The sequence below is a fragment of the Halomonas sp. H10-59 genome, from assembly GCF_040070555.1.
Lineage (GTDB): Bacteria > Pseudomonadota > Gammaproteobacteria > Pseudomonadales > Halomonadaceae > Halomonas > Halomonas litopenaei.
The window spans coordinates 2,681,245-2,698,782 of sequence record NZ_CP098828.1 but is presented as its reverse complement, the minus strand read 5'-3'; the positions used below and the strand labels follow the sequence as shown (position 1 = coordinate 2,698,782).

General features: G+C 65.0%; 15 protein-coding genes. 6 read left to right on the top strand and 9 right to left on the bottom strand.

Features of this window, described 5'->3' with window-relative positions:
- Positions 1-200: 200 nt before the first annotated feature.
- Both cobA and NFG57_RS11830 read left to right on the top strand, forming a co-directional pair.
- Entirely contained in the window at positions 201-1,043 is an 843-nt protein-coding gene (cobA, locus tag NFG57_RS11835) for a uroporphyrinogen-III C-methyltransferase (protein ID WP_253551820.1), read from the top strand.
- Positions 1,044-1,195: 152 nt separating this feature from the next.
- On the top strand, positions 1,196-1,543 hold the full coding sequence (locus NFG57_RS11830) for a septal ring lytic transglycosylase RlpA family protein (protein ID WP_108448868.1): 348 nt from the start codon (positions 1,196-1,198) through the stop codon (positions 1,541-1,543).
- Positions 1,544-1,686: 143 nt separating this feature from the next.
- Here the strand turns inward: NFG57_RS11830 and NFG57_RS11825 are convergent, their stop codons facing one another.
- From NFG57_RS11825 to NFG57_RS11810, 4 genes are read right to left on the bottom strand one after another with little or no spacing between them, the layout of a single operon-like run.
- Complete coding sequence (locus tag NFG57_RS11825) at positions 1,687-2,886, bottom strand: ABC transporter substrate-binding protein (RefSeq protein ID WP_348814381.1); 1,200 nt, start codon at positions 2,884-2,886, stop codon at positions 1,687-1,689.
- Positions 2,883-4,292 (bottom strand): sensor histidine kinase N-terminal domain-containing protein, encoded by a 1,410-nt coding sequence (locus tag NFG57_RS11820; RefSeq protein WP_348814380.1) that lies wholly within the window; start codon positions 4,290-4,292, stop codon positions 2,883-2,885. The genes NFG57_RS11825 and NFG57_RS11820 overlap by 4 nt, the downstream gene beginning before the upstream one ends.
- Positions 4,289-4,948, bottom strand: a complete 660-nt coding sequence (locus NFG57_RS11815; RefSeq protein WP_045994009.1) for a response regulator transcription factor — start codon at positions 4,946-4,948, stop codon at positions 4,289-4,291. Before NFG57_RS11815 ends, NFG57_RS11820 begins: the two co-directional genes overlap by 4 nt.
- A complete protein-coding gene (locus tag NFG57_RS11810) occupies positions 4,945-5,550 on the bottom strand; it encodes a helix-turn-helix domain-containing protein (protein WP_213227107.1) in 606 nt (201 codons plus the stop codon). Before NFG57_RS11810 ends, NFG57_RS11815 begins: the two co-directional genes overlap by 4 nt.
- Before the next feature lie 252 nt (positions 5,551-5,802).
- Between NFG57_RS11810 and NFG57_RS11805 the strand changes: the two genes are divergently transcribed.
- Genes NFG57_RS11805 through NFG57_RS11795 form a run of 3 tightly spaced genes read left to right on the top strand, consistent with a single transcriptional unit; the run spans position 5,803 to position 8,767 of the window.
- A complete protein-coding gene (locus tag NFG57_RS11805; protein ID WP_045994007.1) occupies positions 5,803-6,792 on the top strand; it encodes a tripartite tricarboxylate transporter substrate-binding protein in 990 nt (329 codons plus the stop codon).
- On the top strand, positions 6,789-7,244 hold the full coding sequence (locus tag NFG57_RS11800) for a tripartite tricarboxylate transporter TctB family protein (RefSeq protein WP_045994006.1): 456 nt from the start codon (positions 6,789-6,791) through the stop codon (positions 7,242-7,244). Before NFG57_RS11805 ends, NFG57_RS11800 begins: the two co-directional genes overlap by 4 nt.
- Positions 7,244-8,767, top strand: coding sequence for a tripartite tricarboxylate transporter permease (locus tag NFG57_RS11795; RefSeq protein ID WP_045994005.1), 1,524 nt, complete (start codon positions 7,244-7,246; stop codon positions 8,765-8,767). The genes NFG57_RS11800 and NFG57_RS11795 overlap by 1 nt, the downstream gene beginning before the upstream one ends.
- Positions 8,768-8,912: 145 nt before the next feature.
- Here the strand turns inward: NFG57_RS11795 and betC are convergent, their stop codons facing one another.
- The 4 genes from betC to NFG57_RS11775 all read right to left on the bottom strand — a co-directional run bounded on the left by betC (position 8,913) and on the right by NFG57_RS11775 (position 14,715).
- Positions 8,913-10,487, bottom strand: a complete 1,575-nt coding sequence (gene betC, locus NFG57_RS11790) for a choline-sulfatase (protein WP_348814379.1) — start codon at positions 10,485-10,487, stop codon at positions 8,913-8,915.
- 73 nt (positions 10,488-10,560) lie between these two features.
- The gene (locus NFG57_RS11785) at positions 10,561-11,538 is read right to left on the bottom strand and encodes a TAXI family TRAP transporter solute-binding subunit (protein ID WP_348814378.1); all 978 of its coding nucleotides are present in this window, start codon (positions 11,536-11,538) and stop codon (positions 10,561-10,563) included.
- On the bottom strand, positions 11,522-13,477 hold the full coding sequence (locus NFG57_RS11780) for a TRAP transporter fused permease subunit (RefSeq protein ID WP_348814377.1): 1,956 nt from the start codon (positions 13,475-13,477) through the stop codon (positions 11,522-11,524). The genes NFG57_RS11785 and NFG57_RS11780 overlap by 17 nt, the downstream gene beginning before the upstream one ends.
- 29 nt (positions 13,478-13,506) lie before the next feature.
- Positions 13,507-14,715 (bottom strand): ROK family transcriptional regulator, encoded by a 1,209-nt coding sequence (locus tag NFG57_RS11775; protein WP_213227099.1) that lies wholly within the window; start codon positions 14,713-14,715, stop codon positions 13,507-13,509.
- A 227-nt stretch (positions 14,716-14,942) separates the two neighbouring features.
- On the opposite strand from NFG57_RS11775, the gene NFG57_RS11770 reads away from it, so the two are divergent.
- The gene (locus tag NFG57_RS11770) at positions 14,943-15,911 is read left to right on the top strand and encodes a formylglycine-generating enzyme family protein (protein WP_348814376.1); all 969 of its coding nucleotides are present in this window, start codon (positions 14,943-14,945) and stop codon (positions 15,909-15,911) included.
- Between the two features lie 108 nt (positions 15,912-16,019).
- On the opposite strand, the gene NFG57_RS11765 is transcribed toward NFG57_RS11770, so the two are convergent.
- Positions 16,020-17,486 (bottom strand): PLP-dependent aminotransferase family protein, encoded by a 1,467-nt coding sequence (locus NFG57_RS11765; protein WP_348816178.1) that lies wholly within the window; start codon positions 17,484-17,486, stop codon positions 16,020-16,022.
- Positions 17,487-17,538 lie beyond the last annotated feature (52 nt).

Below are 17,538 nucleotides of genomic sequence, written 5' to 3'. Positions count from 1 at the left end.
ACAGTCACCCCACTGACCCTGCCAAAGCCGCCAGAGCGCCGCTTTCCCCGTCGGGGAAGGCGGCGCTCTGGTGTGGGGTGACGACGCCTTGCAGCAGCAATGAAGTGTGTTTTTGGTAATAACGAAGTGGACGTTTAATTCCGGCATGGCATAATGATGCCCGTTGTCATCGCCCGTTGTTCACTCTGGAGTCCACCGTCATGAGCCCTTCCCAGTTGCCTGCCCACAGTGGCTTTCCGGCCGGTAGCGTGAGTCTCGTCGGTGCCGGTCCCGGCGATCCTGAGCTTCTGACCCTGCGTGCCTGGCGGCGACTGTGCGAGGCCGAGGTGGTGCTGCACGATCGACTGGTCAGTGAGGAAATCCTGGCGCTGGTGCCGGCATCGGCGGATCGCTACTACGTCGGCAAGGCTCGCTCCGATCACAGCCTGCCCCAGCAGGACATCAATCGCTCGCTGGTCGACTGGGCCCGTCAGGGCAAGCGTGTGGTCAGGCTCAAGGGGGGCGACCCTTTCATCTTCGGTCGTGGCGGTGAGGAGCTTGAGACCCTGGTGGCCGAAGGCGTTCAGGTGGAAGTGGTACCGGGCATCACCGCGGCTTCCGGCTGCAGCGCCTACGCAGGCATCCCCTTGACCCATCGTGATCACGCCCAGTCGGTGCGCTTTATCACCGGGCACTTGAAGGAGGGGGGGTGCGAACTCGACTGGCGGGCGCTGGCAAGCCCCGGTCAGACGCTGGTGTTCTACATGGGGCTTGGCAGTCTCGACTACATCAGCCAGGGCCTGATCGGCGAGGGACTGAGCCCGGACACCCCGGTGGCGCTGGTCGAGCAGGGAACTACCCAGCGCCAGCGCGTCCATCTATCCAACTTGGCTAATTTGCCGAAGTTGAATGATCGGGATATCATTCGACCGCCCACCTTGATCATCGTCGGCAGCGTGGTATCGCTGCACGAGCAACTGGCCTGGTTCGATCATGCGCAAGCGGGGAGTCGTGGGTGGATGCACGGCAAGCATCCGTCACCCCGAGAACGTTCTTCGGATTGAACGTGCGCCATCGCTGGAGACTTCGCACCAGGCTCTGAATCCCCGCGTCTCGCGGGTTACCTGAGGTGAAGATGATGTTGTCCATTTCTCTGCGTCGTATGTTGTCCGGTCGATCGACCATGGCCGCCCGGGCGGCCGCCGTTGTTCTGGCCATGGCGTCGCTTGCGAGCGCGCCGGCAATGGCCCGTGACGACGGAGAGGTTGCTTCCCAGCGCGGCCAGGCTTCCTACTACAGCGATCGCTTCCAGGGGCGTCGAACCGCCAGCGGCGAGTCCTTCGACCAGCAGGCGCTGACCGCCGCCCATCGCAGTCTGCCCTTCGGTACCAAGGTGCTGGTCACCCGTCGTGATACCGGCCAGAGCGTCGAGGTCGAGATCAATGACCGCGGCCCCTTTGTCCAGGGACGGGTCATCGACCTGTCCAAGCGTGCCGCCCGCGAGCTAGGCATGCTCAAGCGCGGCACCGCGCCGGTCCTTCTGACCTACCTGCCCGGAGCTTGACCCGGGGCACCAACAGGGGCCACAAGCATCGGTACGTCGAAACGAAGATGTGCGATCGCAGGTGATCGACCAAGGCCCGCCAGGCCCGCCAGGCTTGCCTGGCGGGCCTTGTCGTGTCTGCGCAACGATGGCAGGGCGCATCGTCACCGCGAGAACTGCTCGATCGCCCGGGTATCGACCGGCTGATCGTGAAATTCGCGCTGCCAGCGGGCGAGCAGGGCGGTGCGCTTCAACTCATCGAGGGTCGCCAGCAAGCCGGGGCTCAGAGGAATCGGCCTCAGGCCGTCAGGGTAGTCGCGGCGCATGGCAGTGGCGGTGCCCGGGCCATCCAGCTGGGGGTGCAGGGCGCCGAGTTCGCCGGCCTCGGCGATGACCCTTTGGCCGTCGGCGCTCAGCAGGTAGTCGATAAAGCGGCGCGCTGCCCCCGTGTGCGGCGCCTGGCGAGGCACGAAGGCCAGACGTCGAATGACCAGGGCATAGTCGTCGGGAATCACCAGCCTGAGCTCGGGGTCATCGGCGATCCTTTCCCGGGCATAGCTGCCCAGCACGTTGTAGGCGATGTCGTAGCGACCCTGCCTGAGGCCTTCCAGCATGGCGCCGGTGGTATTTACCAGGGCGGTATCTGCCTTGCCCAGCGCCGCCACCAGGTCCCAGTAGCGCGGGGACAGGCGTGACTCTTCGATGGCGTAGGTGTAGCCGGCGCCGCTGGAGGTGGGGTCGTAGGTGACCAGGCGTCCTTGCAGCGGCGAGCGCGCCTCGGCCAGCAGGCCGAGCAGATCGGCGCGGCTGTCGACGGGGCCGAGGCGCTGCTCGAGGCGGCGGCTGACCACCATTACGATGGGTTCGAAGGTAAAGGCAAACAGCTCCTGACGCCACTTGGCCGTGTCCGGCCAGCGCTGGGTGATGGCGGTGTCGATGCTCTGGGCGTGACCCTCGTTGACCAGCAGGTACTGCCAGGGCATGGCCGACGAGATGACCACATCGGCCTCTGCCGGGGCGTCGAGAAAGCGCTGATGCACGTCCAGCGTCGAGAAGTTGCGGTAGGTGATGGTGTAGCGCGGATGACGACGATGGAAGTCCTCGAGTAGCGGCAGAGCGTAGGGGATATCCAGGGCTGCGTGGATCACCAGCGCATCTGACGACTCTCCTGTCCCTTCGAAGGTGACCTCATCGTAGGCTGGCTGCTGCGAGGCGTTCCCCGGGTGTGCCTCGAGGGGGGAGTCGGACCCGGCCTCGGGTATGGATTGCGCCAGGGACTCATCAGGCAGAAGCGACCACAGCGCCAGCGACGCCACTAGCGTGACAACGGTCCAGGGGGGCAGCGCAAGGGTGCGGGATATCATGGCTGGCTCCGTGAAGGGGCGGACGGCGATCCCTTGTCGACGCCTTCGCCAAATTGCAGGCTGACTCGCAGGCCCGGCGGTGGCGCTTGCCGGGCGTCACCGAGGCTCAGTCGAGCGCCGTGGGTGCGGGCGATGCCGTCGACGATGGCCAGGCCCAGACCCGAGCCTTCGCTGGTGTGCTCACCGCGGTGAAAGGGGCGCAGTACCAGCAGTCGACGCTCGTGGGGGATGCCTGGGCCGTCATCGACGACCGCCAGGGCGATCGGGTCGGCGCTGACCTCGACGGTGATGTGCCTGGCGCCGTAGTGGCAGGCGTTGTCGATCAGGTTGGCCAGCGCCTCGCCCAGCTGCCAGTCGAGCCCCCGCACGTGCACCGGTGCCTCTGGCGCTTCCAGACCAAGGTCGACGCCGGCGCGCTGACAGCGTTGCCAATGGGCCATCACCGCCTCACGGGCGACCTGAACCAGATCGGTGGGGGCCAGTTCGGGCTGGTACTCGGGATTGTCCAGGCGGGTCAGCGACAGCAGTTGCATGGCCAGGCGCGAGGCGCTCTGGCTGGTGGTCTGCATGGCGCCCAGGGCCGAGCGCCAGATGGCGGGGTCGTCCTGGCGCAGGGCCAGTTCGGCCCGGGCGGAAAGCCCCGCCAGGGGGGTGCGGAGCTGATGCGAGGCGTCGCCGATAAAGCGTTCCTGGTTGGCCTTGACCCGACGCATCCGTGCCAGCAGCTCGTTGACGGTATCGCGCAGCTCGGCCAGCTCTCGCGGCAGAGGCAATTCCAGCGGTGCCAGGGTGCGCGGATCGCGGGTGCGTATCTGGCGTCGCAGTCGTGTCAGCGGTGCCAGCGCCAGGCGAATGGCGATCAGCAGGGCGGCCACCGACAGCACCGCCACCGCCAGCAGGTAGGCGAGGCTCTGGCGAAACAGCTCGCCGCTGAGCGCGTCGCGCCCCTCGCGTGTGTGGGCGACCCGGATCTCGAAGGGCTCGCGCAGGCGCCAGTCCTCAAGCCGAGAGCGGCGCACGCCGAGGCGCAGAGGCATATCGTGGTAGTCAACGTCGCCATAGACGACGTCGCTTGCGTCCTGGGCGGCGCCTTCGATGCCGGGCAGGTCGGCGTTGCCGGTGACCCGCTCACCGCGAGCGTCCACCAGGGTATAGAACACCCGTTCGTCGTGGCGCGAGGCGAGCATTTCCAGGGCCGCCGGGGGCAGGTCGAGCCAGAGGCGATCGTCCTGCCACTGGGCCTGTTCGGCGATCGACAGACTGGCGGCGTCGAGCAGTCGGTCGAAGGCCCGGTCGGCGGTCTGACGGGCGTCCAGCCAGGCCCGCCACAGCACCACCGAGCCGACGATCAGCATCGGCAGCAGCAGCCAGGTCAACAGTCGGCGGTGCAGTGAATCCCCGCTCATGGTGCTTCCAGCAGGTAGCCGAGACCGCGCACCGTGCGCAGGTTCACTCGATGCCCCTGAAGGCGCTTGCGCAGACGATGCACGTAGACCTCGATGGCATTGTCGCCGAGTTCCTCCTCGCCGAAGGCTTCACGCACCAGGGTAGCCTTGTCCACCGGCTGGCCGGCGTGTCGCATCAGGCACCCCAGCAGGCGCTGCTCTCGCGGAGGCAGTGCCAACGCCTCGTCGCCCAGGCTGAAGCGCTGGGCCAGGCTATCGAAGCTGAGTTCGCCCACGGTGATTAGGCCGGAGGGCGCGCGGCGACGCATCAGGGCGCGTACCCGGGCCTCCAGCTCCTCCAGCGAGAAGGGCTTGGCCAGGTAGTCATCGGCACCCAGGTCGAGCCCTCGCACGCGATCTTCTACCGCGCCGCGAGCGGTGAGAATCAGCACCGGGGTCGAGCTGTCGTGGCGCCTCAACGCCTCCAGCACCTCCAGGCCGCCGAGCCCAGGAAGGTTCAGATCCAGAAGTACCATGTCCAGTCGGTGATTTCCCTGGAGGCGGTCGCGGGCGTCGATGCCGTTGTCGAGATGCACAACCTCGTGGCCTGCGATGCCGAGGGCATCGACCAGGGTCTCGGCCAGAAGCCGATCGTCTTCCACCAGCAGCAGTGTCATGCGCGCCTCCCTTGGGTGTCCCGCTGATCGATCAACTGTGTCACCGCCTCGTCGAGCCGTGTCGCGGCGGCCTGTGTGTCCAACCGCCCCTCGGGCCCGGACAGGGCCAGCCAGAGTTCGTGACGACCTTCCAGCGGCAGCCGCCGACACACCATGATGCCTCCCGCAAGGGCCGGCGCCGGAGCGTCGGTGTCTCGAAGGGGCCACTGGCTGCCGGGAACAAGGTCATGGCGCAGGCTCTGATCGGGCAGGGCGGCCAGGCGACAGTGAACCACGCCGGCGGTCACCTCGAGCAGGCTGGCGGTGTCGCCGAGTTGTCGCGCCAGGCCGTCGAGCAGCGGCTGGATCAGCGCCGCGAGATCGCGACTGGGGGCGTGGCGACGGGCGAGGCGCACCGGAGCACCGCCAATGCGCCAGCGGCCGTCCTCTCCTCGCTGGGTGTAGTCGAAGCGTTCCAGCGAGGCCAGCAGCCTGAGCAGGGTGCTCTTGTAGAAGCCGGTGGCGTCGGCCAGTTCTGCCAGACTGAAACTATCCTGAGGAGTATCGAAGACCTCCAGGACCGAGAGGGCCCGTTCGACCGCCTCGACGCGATCCTGTGCCATGTGAACCTTCCTGTCGGTGGTATCGAATGATGTCGATGGCATTCAACTTTGGTCGGAATTACGCGATCGCGCGTTGACCCGGATGCTGTCCGGGCTTAGCTTTCCATCCAAGGGAACGACGTTCTGCCTTACAGAATTGTAAGCCAGGTGTCAGTTTCCAACAAGTGGAAATCTCGGCGCCGTCTCGGCGTCAATCGCGACGGGATGTCGGCTCGTGCCTCCTGTCAGCAGACAACAACAGAGGACTTCGTCATGTCCATGAACACGCCAGTCAAACTGATCGCCATCGCTGCCATCACCGGTGCAGCCAGCACTGCCGTTGCCTTTGAGCCCGAAGGCAAGGTCGAGTGCCTGGCGCCTGCCGACCCGGGCGGCGGCTGGGACTTCACCTGCCGCAGCGTCGGTACCGTGCTCGAAGAGCTGGACCTGGTGCCGCGCGGTGTTCAGACCGTCAACATGGCCGGTGCCGGTGGTGGCGTGGCTTACGCTCACACCGTCAGCAAGCGCGCTGGTGATGACCAGCTGCTGGTCGCGGCTTCCACCGCCACCACCACACGCCTGGCCCAGGGGCAGTTCCCGGGAATGACCGCCGACATGGTCAACTGGGTCGGCGCCCTGGGAGCGGACTATGGGGTCATCGCCGTCAGCGCCGACAGCGAGTACCAGGACCTCAACGCCATCATGGACGCGATCAAGGAAGACCCGCGTGCGGTGAAGTTCGCCGGTGGCAGCGCCAAGGGCGGCTGGGATCACCTTAAGGTGCTGATCGCGGCTCAGGCTGCCGGCGTCGAGAACCTGCCGAGGATCCCCTACCTGTCCTACAACAACGGCGGCGAGGCCATGACCCAGGTGGTCGGCGGCCACGTGGACGCCTTCACCGGTGACATCACCGAGGCCCAGGGTTTCATGGAGTCCGGTGACCTGCGCGTGGTGGCGGTGCTGTCCGAGGAGCGTCTGCCGGGCGAGTTCAGCGAGATCCCCACCGCCAAGGAGCAGGGCATCGACGCCGTGGGTCCGAACTGGCGCGGCTTCTACATGCCGGCGGATATTCCTGAAGACGCCAAGCAGTACTGGGTCGACGCCATGGACACCATCTACGAGAGCCAGGAGTGGAAGGACGTCATGGAAAGCAACGGCCTGATGCCGTTCCACATGAGCGCCGGTGAGTTCGAGACCTTCGTCAAGGAGCAGATCGCCGACATCAACCAGCTCTCCAAAGATATCGGACTGATCCAGCAATGAGCATGTTCAACGACCGCGTATTCGGGGTCTTGATGATCGTCCTGGCCGTCGCGTACGGCTGGGGCGCTACCCAGTTTCCCGAACCCTTTGGCGGGGCCGAGGCGGTAGGCCCCGAAACCTTCCCCTACCTGCTGGCCGTCGTGCTGGGGCTGTCCAGCCTGTACATGGTGGTGCGCCCGGATCCTGACAATGCCTGGCCATGGAGCCGCACCGGCGTCGAGCTGATCATCGCCCTGGTGGTGCTGGTGCTCTACGCGGCCCTGCTGCAGCCGCTCGGCTTCATCCTGGCGACCCTGCTGGCGGTGGGCACCCTGTGCTGGCGCATGGGCGCGCCGCCGGTCAAGGCCTTCATCGTCGGCGGTATTTCCGGCGTGGTGGTATTTCTGATCTTCAACTTTGCGCTGGACCTGCCCCTGCCCCTGGGTGTGCTGTCCTTCCTGGAGGTGGGCTGATGGAAACCCTTGGCTACCTGATCGATGGCTTCGGGGTGGCGCTCGCCCCGCATAACCTGATGTTTGCGCTGCTGGGCGCCTTTCTCGGCACCCTGATCGGCGCGCTGCCCGGACTCGGCCCGGCCAACGGTGTGGCGATCCTGATCCCGCTGGCCTTTACCCTTGGGCTCAAGCCCGAGACCGCCCTGATCATGCTCACTGCGGTCTACGCTGGCGCCATGTACGGCGGGCGTATCTCGTCGATTCTGTTGAATATTCCCGGTGACGAGCCGGCCATGATGACCTGCCTCGACGGCTATCCCATGGCCCAGAAGGGCAAGGCCGCCGAGGCCCTGGCGATCTCCGCCATAGCTTCCTTCATGGGCAGCCTGATCGCCACCGTGGGCCTGATCCTGCTGGCGCCGATCCTGGCCGATTTCGCCCTGACCTTTGGTCCTGCGGAATACTTCGCGCTGTTCCTGCTGGCCTTCGCGACCCTTGGCGGTATCACCGGCAAGAACCCGATGAAGACCGTGGTGGCCGCCTGCATCGGTCTGATGATCGCGACCATCGGTATCGACAATACCGGGGTGCAGCGCTACACCTTCCAGGTGCTCGAACTTTACGAGGGTGTCGACTTCATCATCGCCATCGTCGGCCTGTTCGCCATCTCGGAGCTTCTGTTCTTTATCGAGGACCGTGCCGGCAAGGGCAAAAAGACCATCAAGGTCAACAAGCTCAAGCTTTCCTGGGCCGACATCAAGGGCATCATGCCCTCGAGCATCCGTGGCGGCATCCTCGGCTTTATCGCCGGCGTCCTGCCGGGTGCCGGTGCTTCGCTGGGCAGTTTTATCGGCTACACCCTCGAGAAGAAGGTGATCGGCAAGAAGGGCTACTTCGGTGAAGGTGACCCGCGCGGCGTGGCAGGCCCCGAGGCCGGCAACAACGGCGCCTCCAGCGGTGCCCTGGTGCCCATGCTGACCCTGGGCGTCCCGGGTAGCGGCACCACCGCGGTGCTGCTGGCGCTGCTGATCTCGCTGAATATCACCCCTGGTCCGCTGATGTTCACCCAGAACGCGGATATCGTGTGGGGTGTGATCGCGGCGCTGCTGATCGGCAACTTCCTGCTGCTGGTGCTAAACATTCCGCTGGTCGGTATCTTCGTCAAGCTGCTGTCGGTGCCGCCGATGTACCTGTTGCCGATCGTCACCATGGTGGCCTTCGTCGGCATCTACTCGATCTCCAACACCACCTTTGATCTGTACTTCATGGTGGCCTTCGGGGTCGGTGGCTACATCCTCAGGAAGCTCGAGATCCCGCTGGTGCCGGTGATCCTGGGTCTGCTGCTTGGCCCGGAGATGGAGAAGAACCTGCGCCACGCCATGGACATCTCCGACGGCGACTGGACGATCCTGTGGGACAGCGGCCTGGCCATCGGCCTGTGGCTGTTCGCCGGTCTCGGCCTGATCCTGCCGTACATCGTCGGCCCGATCCTGAGAAAGCGCATGGAGGTTCAGACCGGCCACACCACACCGGGCGATTGAGCGACCCCGCTCCCGGTGGTTGACGAAGGCCTTCGGGCTCGACTCGACTAACGACCTTGGGCGCCCCGATGGGGCGCCCTTTTTTTGTGTTTCTGGCCGTGCCTTTCCGTCTGACGGTCTGACCGTGCGGCGTGCGCCGTTGCACTTATCCCTGGTTCGTGGACCTGGGGTGGCGGGGTTTCTCCGGAGGCGTCACCGGAACAAAGGGGAATCTGGCACGTTGCTTGGTGGCTGTGGTGCTGGGATCGGTGCCACCGCGCACATAGACCTTGGCGGGATCGTAGGCAGGGCCAAAGTCCCAGTAGGGGAAGCGGCCATGCTTCATCGCCTCCTGAACAAAGATCCGTTTGCGCTGGGATGCGCGGATGCGTCGGTCGAGATCGTCCTCGTCCCAGCGGGTCTGCATCTCGGCAAACATCTCCTCGATCACCTGCTGATATGCCGGATCCTCTGCCAGATTGTTCAGCTCCTGTGAGTCGGCTGTCAGATCGTAGAGCATCTTGGGGTCGGTGCGGCTGTGGACCAGCTTGAGGTGGCCCTTGATCATGATCAGCGCCGGGGCGTAGAGACCTTCACCATTGAACTCGATGAAGATTCTGTCCTCAGCGCTACCGCGCTTTGGCAGGCGCAGCAGGCTGCGTCCGTCATAGGGCGCGACGAAATCGTCGAAGCCGCCACCGCTGGCGATATCGGTGAAGGTGGGCAGGAGGTCGACGAGCGAGGCGAGCGCCTCTTCGCGGTGACCCGCCTTGAACCCAGGACCCTGTGCGATCAGGGGGACACGGATCGATGCCTCGAAGGGATTGAACTTGTACCACATGCCGCGCTCGCCGAGCATTTCGCCGTGGTCGGAGGTGATGAAGATATAGGTGGTGTCGAGCTCCCCGATCCGCTCCAGGGTTTCCATCAACTCGCCGATCAAGGTGTCGAGATGGGTGACCATGGCGAAGTAGGCGCGGCGCGAGTTGTAGAGCTGCTGCGGGGTGATGTCGAATTCGTCCTGGCGGATGGTGAGGTAGTAGCGCTGCGACCAGGGGTCGCGCTGCTCGTAGGGGATGTGCGCCACCTCCGGCTCGGGAATGTCGACACCCTCGTACATGTCCCAGTATTTCTTGTCCGCGACGAAGGGGTTGTGGGGCTGGGTAAAGGACACATGCAGCAGGAAGGGGCGGTCATCCGTCGATCTGGCGTGATCGAACATCTCCTGCTTGGCGGCGTTGAACACCTCTTCGTCGTAGTCGATCTGCAGGTTGCGCTGGCAGTACCCGGCCTCGACCACACTGAGCAGGCTCATGTGCGACGGCGCGTAGGGTTCGTCGGTCTGATCCCAGTCGGCGGTCCAGGCAAAGTCGGAGGGATAGATGTCGGTGGTCAGACGCTCTTCGAAGCCATGCAGCTGGTCTGGCCCGACGAAGTGCATCTTGCCCGCGAGGGTGGTCTTGTAGCCGAGCTTTCGCATGTAATGCGCGTAGGTCGGTTCGGAGGCGAGGAATTCGGCACCGTTATCGAACACTCCCACATCCGAGGGCAGACGTCCGGTCATCATCGAGGCGCGTGAAGGGCCGCAGACCGGGTTGTTGCAATAGCTGTTGGTGAAGGTCGTGCCATTTCTGGCGATCTTGTCGATATTCGGGGTGATCGCGTAGGGCTTGCCGTAAGCGGAAAGACACAGCGCGGTCATCTGATCCGCCTGGATGACCAGGATATTGGGTCGAGACATGGTGTGAGCTCCTGTTGCCGTCTGCCACCGGGGCACCCGGGTGGTGCCCCGCTGGTTCCTGTGTGGGGGTGGCTCAGTCGTCGCTGGTGCGGGCGACGAACTCCTCGATCCCGGGGATGCCGACTTCGCGGTAGTAGCGAAGGGCGCCCGGATGCAGCGGCGAGCCGAAGCCGTTCAGCACCGTCTCGGCCGACATCGCGGCAAAGGCTGGATGCATGCCGGCCAGGTCATCGAGGTTCTCGAACACCGCCTTGGTCATCTGGTAGACCTGCTCTTCGGGTACGTCTGACGAGATCACCAGGCCATTGGCCAGGCCATAGGTGCGCGTGTCCTCTGTCACGCCGTCATAGGTGTCGGCGGGGATCGACAGGCGGTAGTAGGGCGGGTAGTCCGCGTGCAGCGCTTCGAAGAAATCGTCCGCCACCGGGATCAGCTTGAGGTCGCGCTGGGCCGCGAGCTGGATGACCGGAGGCAACGGGAAGGAGCCGTTCCACAGGGCGGCGTCGATGTTGCCGTCGCTCAGCATGTCGGTCATGTCGCCAAGGCGCACACGGAAGGGCTCATAGTCCTCGCCGGCGATGCGTTCCATCAGCAGGTCGGCATCCAGCATCGAGGTCCCGCCGGGCTGGCCCATGCCGACGCGCTTGCCCTTCAGGTCCTCGAGCGTATTCACGCTGCTGCCCTCGACGGTGAGGATGTGCATGGCGACCGGAGCGATTGACATCCAGGCCATGATCTTGCCGGGCTCCGTGCCCTCGTAGTTGCCGCTGGCGGTGTAGGCTTCATAGGCCGACAGCGAGGTCGCCAGCGAGGCTTCCATCTCTCCGTTCTGCATCAGCCGGATGTTGGCGATGTAGCCCTTGGTTTCCTCGGCGGTGGCCTGCACCCCTTCGACGTTCCTGTTGATGACGTCGGCGACGCCGGCAGCCCAGGTATAGGCGGTGCAGGGTACCGGGCAGGAACCGATGGACAGGTAGTCACTGGCCTTGGCCGCCACTGGAAGCATCAGCAGACAGGATGCGGCAAGCGCACCTTTAAGAGTGTTTTTCATGGGAGGTTTCCTTAGTTGTTGTTGAAGCCGGGGCGGTCCCGGTCGTGCTTTCTGTCTCCGTCGCCGGGTGGGTGCTGCGCATGAGCCAGACGACGAGTGCTGCAAGGAGGACCAGCGCGGCCAGGTCGAAGCGCCAGTCGGAGTTCATGAAGAGGGTGGCGGTCAGGGCAAACGCCAGGCGTTCGAACAGGCGCAGGCGCCGGCTGAAGTGGCCCAGCATGGCGGCGCTGGCGCAGATCCCGCCGGCGATGGCGGTGATGAACGACAGCACCACCTGGGGCACGGTCACATCGATGCCCAGGATCGCCGGGTCGTAGACGAAGAAGTAGGGCACGGCGAAGGCCGCCATGCCGAACTGGCAGGCCAGGACCGCGATCTTGAGAGGGTTGCCCTTGGCGATCGAGGCCGCCGCATAGGCAGCCAGTGCCACCGGTGGCGTGATCGACGACAGCATCGCCGAGTACAGCACGAAGAGATGGGCCGCCAGCAGACCGACGCCCAGGTCGACCAGGGCGGGGGCGACCAGGGTGGCGACCAGGATATAGGCGGCGGCGGTCGGCAGGCCCATGCCGAGGATGATGCAGGTGAGCATCGTCAGTACCAGCGCCAGGGGCAGGGAGCCACCCGACAGCATCACCACCAGGCTCGAGAACTTCAGCCCGATGCCGGTCAGGGTGATGATGCCGATGATCACCCCCGCCACGGCGCAGGCCAGCGCCACCGGGATGACGGCCTGGGCCGCTGCCAGGCAGGTGTCGACGATACGGCGAGGTGTCAGTGCTGTCGCCCGGTCCAGATAGCTGATCAGTGTCGAGGCAATGATCGCCCAGAAGGACGAGAGCATGATGGAATAGCCGTTGAGCAGCATGCTCACGAAGACCGGCAGGGGAAGCAGCAGGTAGGAGTGCTTCAGGATCCTGCGCCAGTTGGTCACGGTGCCGGCCACGTGCTGCACCGGAATATTGCGCCGCGCCGCCTCGAAATGGACCATCGCCAGCAGCACCGCGTAGAAGATCACGGCGGGGAGGAAGGCGGCCTTGGCGATGACGAGGTAGGAGGTGTTGGTGAACTCCGCCATGATGAAGGCCGCAGCACCCATCACCGGCGGCATCAACTGGCCCCCGGTCGAGGCCACGGCCTCGATGGCGCCGGCGGCTTCCTTGCGATAGCCGCTCTTCTGCATCAAGGGGATCGAAATCGGTCCGGTTGTCAGGACGTTTGCCACGGCGGTGCCGGAGATCATGCCCATCAGGCTAGAACCGACCACGGCGGCCTTGGCCGGCCCACCTCGCATCTTGCCGGTCAGCGCGGTGGCGAAGTCCATCATGACCTGACCGGCGCCGGTCTTCTCCAGCAAGGCGCCGAGCACCACGACACCGGTGACGAAGGTGGCGCTGACCCCGAGTGGCGTACTGAAGATGCCGCCGCCGCCCAGGTAAATCTGCGAGATCACCCGTTTGACCGAATACCCCCGGTGGCCGATGGGGTCCGGCAGATAGGCACCGAGCAAGCCATAGGCGAGAAAGACGGAAGCGAGAATGACGATGGGCCAGCCGATGGTGCGCCGGCAGGCATCGAACAGCGCAACGATGAGGATGACGCCGAACACGATCTCGTAGGAGGTGATCGCCCCGTAGCGGCTGTTGATCGCGTCGAAATTGAAGAGTTGGTGGCCGGTGGCGAGGACTGCCCCTGCCAAGGCGGCCAGGATCCAGATGCGTGCCCCAATACCGACAGGCGCGCGCACACCCGCGTCAGACTCGGTGCCGATCAGGGCCATGGCGAACACCATCACCATGACCATCAGCAGATGCGCGCTGCGCTGGATGCCATCGGGGAAGACCCCGAAGTAGGCGGTATAGAGTGTCAGTCCGATCAGACCGACCGCCGCCATGACGATCACGCTGGTCAAACATCTTTGTTGTACGCTGTCAGCCATGGGAAAGACCCTCCCGTTTCGGTGGCGCGCTAGGCCAAGCGCTGGTAGTCAAGCCGGTTGGAGTAGCAGAAGACATGCAGCGCCAGCAGCGCGGCTGCGTCGCCGGACGAGAAGGTGCCTTTGGTCAGTTCGAAGTCCGAATCCGCGCCGTAGTCGAAGTCGTTTCTCAGTGCCGTCTCGACCGCCGAGTAGTAGGTCTCGTTGGTGCCGAGATGGCCGCTCAGGATCACCCTTTGCGGGCCGAGCAATTTCACGATGCAGTCAAGCGCCGGTGCCAGTTGTGCCCCGGCCTGCTGGACCAGGGGGGCGGCTTCGGGGTCTTCCAGTGCGGCCAGCAGCGAGGTGGCGTAGTAGGACAGCCTGGAGTGATCGAACCTTTGATGATCGAGCTTGCCCAGCTGCGACAGCAGGCCGAAGCCGGTGGCCGACAGGTTGAGGCAATCGTTTCTGCCACAGACGCATTCAAGCGGACGCGTCTGGGCGCGAAAATGCCCGATCAGCCCCGATACCTCGGATGCGCCCCGCACCAGACGATGATCGGAAACCACGCTGGCGCCGACGAAGGTGGCGGCGTGGATCAGCGTGAAGTCCGAGATATCCCGGGCTGCGCCAAAGCGCATCTCGGCGATCGCCAGTGAATTCGAGATATTCTCGACCTCGACCGGCAGGTTGGTCAGGGCTCGAATCTCACGGCAGAAGCGCCCGTCGTCTCCCCCCCAGCCAAAATATTCCGATTTGACGATTCGGCCTTCTTCCGGCTGGGTGCGGGCCGACAGAGAGACCCCGACACCGACCATGCGGTCCTGGTCGATCCCGGACGCGATGATCAGATCATGCAACGCTCTGGCGTAGAACTTTGCGGTCTTTGCAACGTCGGCAAGGGGGGGATCGTCGAGATGGGCGCGGGCGACGGGGGAGCCGTTGGCATCGCAGATCGATACCTCGGAATGGTAGGCCGACACCGTGATGCCGCCGGCGAAGATGCCGTCCTTGACGATGCGCAGGCCGGTCTTGGGGCGGCCGACGGACTTCTTCGGGGTGTCGACGCTGAATTCCTCGACGATTCCTGCCGCCACCAGTTCCCGCACGATGCGGGTGGCAGCCATCTCGGAAAATCCCTGCCGACGTGCCAGCTCTGCCCGAGAGATGCCCGGGCTCATCTGGATATCGGAAAGGAACAGGCCTCGGTGGGCCTTGCGCAGGCTGGCGGGTGTGTTGTCAGTGCTTTTATTGATCATTGTCAGGGTTTCTTTTAATAACTATCTGTTAGATATTAATTGGAGGGGCTGGTTTGTCAAACAGAAGTTCGGGGTACGTTGTGCCTGGCCGGCTGTCTGTTTGGCGGCTTTCAAGGGTTGATGCACCATAAGTCCATGGCGGCAGTCCGCTGACCTGCGCCATGCCAATCTGCTGCGCCATGCCAATTTGCTGCGCCTTGCGCCAACTGAGATCTGATCGTTCGCCCATGACTTCGATACATGACACTTCCCGCCGCAGCTGCTGTTCTCCTTCCGCCGACGCTGCTTCGCGTTCACCCGCGATCGAGATCCCGTGGTCGGACACTCCGCGTGCCGATGAGGGGGCGGTCGAGATTCCTGGCGGCAAGGCTTACCTGGGCACCGCCACCCCGATCATTCTCGATGACGGCGAAGGCCCCCTGCGGCGCAAGCGGGTGGCCGCGTTCAGGATCGGCGCGACGGCGGTCACCAACGCGCAGTTTGCGGCGTTCGTCGAGGACACCGGCTTTGTGACCGAGGCCGAGCGCCTCGGCTGGAGCTTCGTGTTTCACCGCCAGGTAGCAGGCAATGTGCGTGACACCCTGGGCGTGGAATCACTGGAGTGGTGGCGCCGGGTGGACGGAGCCTACTGGCGTGACGTCGACGGCGGGGGCAGCGATGCCGCGACCTGCCTCCCTGATCATCCGGTGGTACATGTGTCCTGGCATGATGCCAAGGCCTACGCGAACTGGGCAGGAGGGCGGCTGCCGACCGAGGCAGAATGGGAGCATGCCGCGCGCGGTGGGCAGGGCGATGTGCCCTTTCCCTGGGGGGATCGGCAGCCCGACGACACCTCGTATTTTCCCTGCAATATCTGGCAGGGCCGGTTTCCCCACGAGAATCTCGGTCGCGATGGCTATCTGTTCACCGCTCCGGCGAAGGCCTTCGCACCCAATGGCTACGGGCTCTTCAACATGGTGGGAAATGTCTGGGAGTGGACGGCCGAGCCTTTCGTCGTTCGCTCGCTGAGACGATCGGCCCAGGCATTCGGCAAGTCGCGAAGGGGCTGTCGCTTGCTCAAGGGCGGCTCACACCTGTGCCACGTCAGCTACTGTTTCCGCTATCGCATCGCCGCCCGCAGCAGCAATACGCCTGACTCCACCACCACCCACCAGGGATTCAGGGTGGTCTGGGATATTCAGCGAACTGCCAAGTGACACTCGAGCGCGCGTCGCGGCGAGAGGCGGGAAACCGTATTGCGACCATCGCCGCTGGCATCGTCGTGGTTGCCAAGTGCATCGCCAGCTTGGTGCAGTGGCGTCACATCACGTCGGCGCGCCATCGCATCGTGCGTTGTCATCGATCCAGGTCCTGGCCAGCCAGCCGCCGGCCTCGGCGATCCGCCCCGGTGTCGAGCCGGCGTAGCCCAGCACCAGCCCAGGCATGGCATCAGGTGCCAGGTAGTGACCCGATAGCGGCGACAGGGTGACGCCCTCGCGCCATCCGCGCTCGATCAGGCGTTGCTCCTGTTTCAGTGAGGCGAGCCTTGCCACCAGGTGCATGCCGGCCTGGCCGGCCGACAGTTCAAGTCCCTGCTCCACGGCCGGCGCCAGGGCCTCGCGCAGGCATGCCTGGCGCTGTCGATAGCAGTGGCGCATGCGCGCGATGTGGCGAGAGAAGTGTCCCTCGACGATAAAGTCTGCCAGCGCTGACTGGGAGACGTACTGGCCTTCCCGATGCAGTCGCGCGTTGGCGCGGCGAAAGTCGTCCACCAGGGCCTCGGGAAGTACCAGGTAGCCGAGCCTGAGGCCCGGGTAGAGCACCTTGCTGAAGGTGCCGACGTAGAGCACCGGACCGCCCCCGGCCAGCCCCTGCAGGGAGGCCACCGGCGCGGTGGTATAGCGAAATTCGCTGTCGTAGTCGTCCTCGATGATCAGCGCGCCGTGGTGGCGGGCGAAGTCGAGCAGGGCGAGACGCCGTGCCACCGGCATTGTCACGCCGCAGGGGTACTGATGCGAGGGGGTGACATAGATCAGTCGCGGTGGCGGGCTATCCGGGGCGAGAGCCTCAGGCTGCATGCCCTGTGCGTCCACCGGTACCGGGACGGGCGTTAGCCCGGCCATGTTGAAGCAGGCCTTGGCACCGGCATAGCCGGGATCCTCGACCCAGACGCTGTCACCGGGGTCGGCCAGCAGGCGGGCGATCAGCTCGAAGCCCTGCTGGGCGCCCTGGGTAATCAGGATCTGATGTGGTTGGCAATTGACCGAGCGCGATAGACGCAGGTAGTCACACAGCGCCGTCTTGAGGGCGTGATGCCCGCCGCTGGTGGCGTAGCCGAAGGCGTCGAGACTGGCCTGGTGACGATGGCGCCGTAGCAGGCGCTGCCATGCCTCGCGCGGGAACAGATCGAGGGCGGGGACCCCCGGGGCGAAGGCATCCCGGGAGCCCTCCATTTCGCCGCAGCTATCCAGTAGTTGCTGACCTCGCCGAGAATGCCAGCGGCTCGTCTGAATGGGGGCGCCGGGCAACGGGCTGGGTTCGGGCAGTGCCAATGACGCCACGAATAGCCCGGACCCCGGGCGCGCCTCGACGAAGCCTTCCGCCACCAGGCGGTCCATGGCGGCAAGCACCGTGTTGCGGCCGATGCCGAGGTCCGCGGCCAGCCGTCGAGACGAGGGCAGGGCGCTGGCGGCGGGCAAGCTACCTTGCTGTATCCACTCGCGCAGGGCCGCGTACAGGCGCTGGGACAGCGAACCCGACGTGGGTTCGGCGGCGGGTGGTGCCAGGCGCATGGCCAATGCCTCGGTGATCCATTCGGCGTGACGTTGATGACTGGCCACTGGT

What these genes read in the sequence shown, in the direction of transcription:
- NFG57_RS11825 (WP_348814381.1), bottom strand. Translation starts at nt 2,886, where the DNA reads ATGATATCCCGCACCCTTGCGCTGCCCCCCTGGACCGTTGTCACGCTA.
- NFG57_RS11775 (WP_213227099.1), bottom strand. Translation starts at nt 14,715, where the DNA reads ATGATCAATAAAAGCACTGACAACACACCCGCCAGCCTGCGCAAGGCC.
- NFG57_RS11770 (WP_348814376.1), top strand. Translation starts at nt 14,943, where the DNA reads ATGACTTCGATACATGACACTTCCCGCCGCAGCTGCTGTTCTCCTTCC.
- betC (WP_348814379.1), bottom strand. Translation starts at nt 10,487, where the DNA reads ATGTCTCGACCCAATATCCTGGTCATCCAGGCGGATCAGATGACCGCG.
- NFG57_RS11765 (WP_348816178.1), bottom strand. Translation starts at nt 17,486, where the DNA reads ATGCGCCTGGCACCACCCGCCGCCGAACCCACGTCGGGTTCGCTGTCC.
- NFG57_RS11805 (WP_045994007.1), top strand. Translation starts at nt 5,803, where the DNA reads ATGTCCATGAACACGCCAGTCAAACTGATCGCCATCGCTGCCATCACC.
- NFG57_RS11830 (WP_108448868.1), top strand. Translation starts at nt 1,196, where the DNA reads ATGGCGTCGCTTGCGAGCGCGCCGGCAATGGCCCGTGACGACGGAGAG.
- cobA (WP_253551820.1), top strand. Translation starts at nt 201, where the DNA reads ATGAGCCCTTCCCAGTTGCCTGCCCACAGTGGCTTTCCGGCCGGTAGC.
- NFG57_RS11795 (WP_045994005.1), top strand. Translation starts at nt 7,244, where the DNA reads ATGGAAACCCTTGGCTACCTGATCGATGGCTTCGGGGTGGCGCTCGCC.
- NFG57_RS11815 (WP_045994009.1), bottom strand. Translation starts at nt 4,948, where the DNA reads ATGACACTGCTGCTGGTGGAAGACGATCGGCTTCTGGCCGAGACCCTG.
- NFG57_RS11780 (WP_348814377.1), bottom strand. Translation starts at nt 13,477, where the DNA reads ATGGCTGACAGCGTACAACAAAGATGTTTGACCAGCGTGATCGTCATG.
- NFG57_RS11820 (WP_348814380.1), bottom strand. Translation starts at nt 4,292, where the DNA reads ATGAGCGGGGATTCACTGCACCGCCGACTGTTGACCTGGCTGCTGCTG.
- NFG57_RS11800 (WP_045994006.1), top strand. Translation starts at nt 6,789, where the DNA reads ATGAGCATGTTCAACGACCGCGTATTCGGGGTCTTGATGATCGTCCTG.
- NFG57_RS11810 (WP_213227107.1), bottom strand. Translation starts at nt 5,550, where the DNA reads ATGGCACAGGATCGCGTCGAGGCGGTCGAACGGGCCCTCTCGGTCCTG.
- NFG57_RS11785 (WP_348814378.1), bottom strand. Translation starts at nt 11,538, where the DNA reads ATGAAAAACACTCTTAAAGGTGCGCTTGCCGCATCCTGTCTGCTGATG.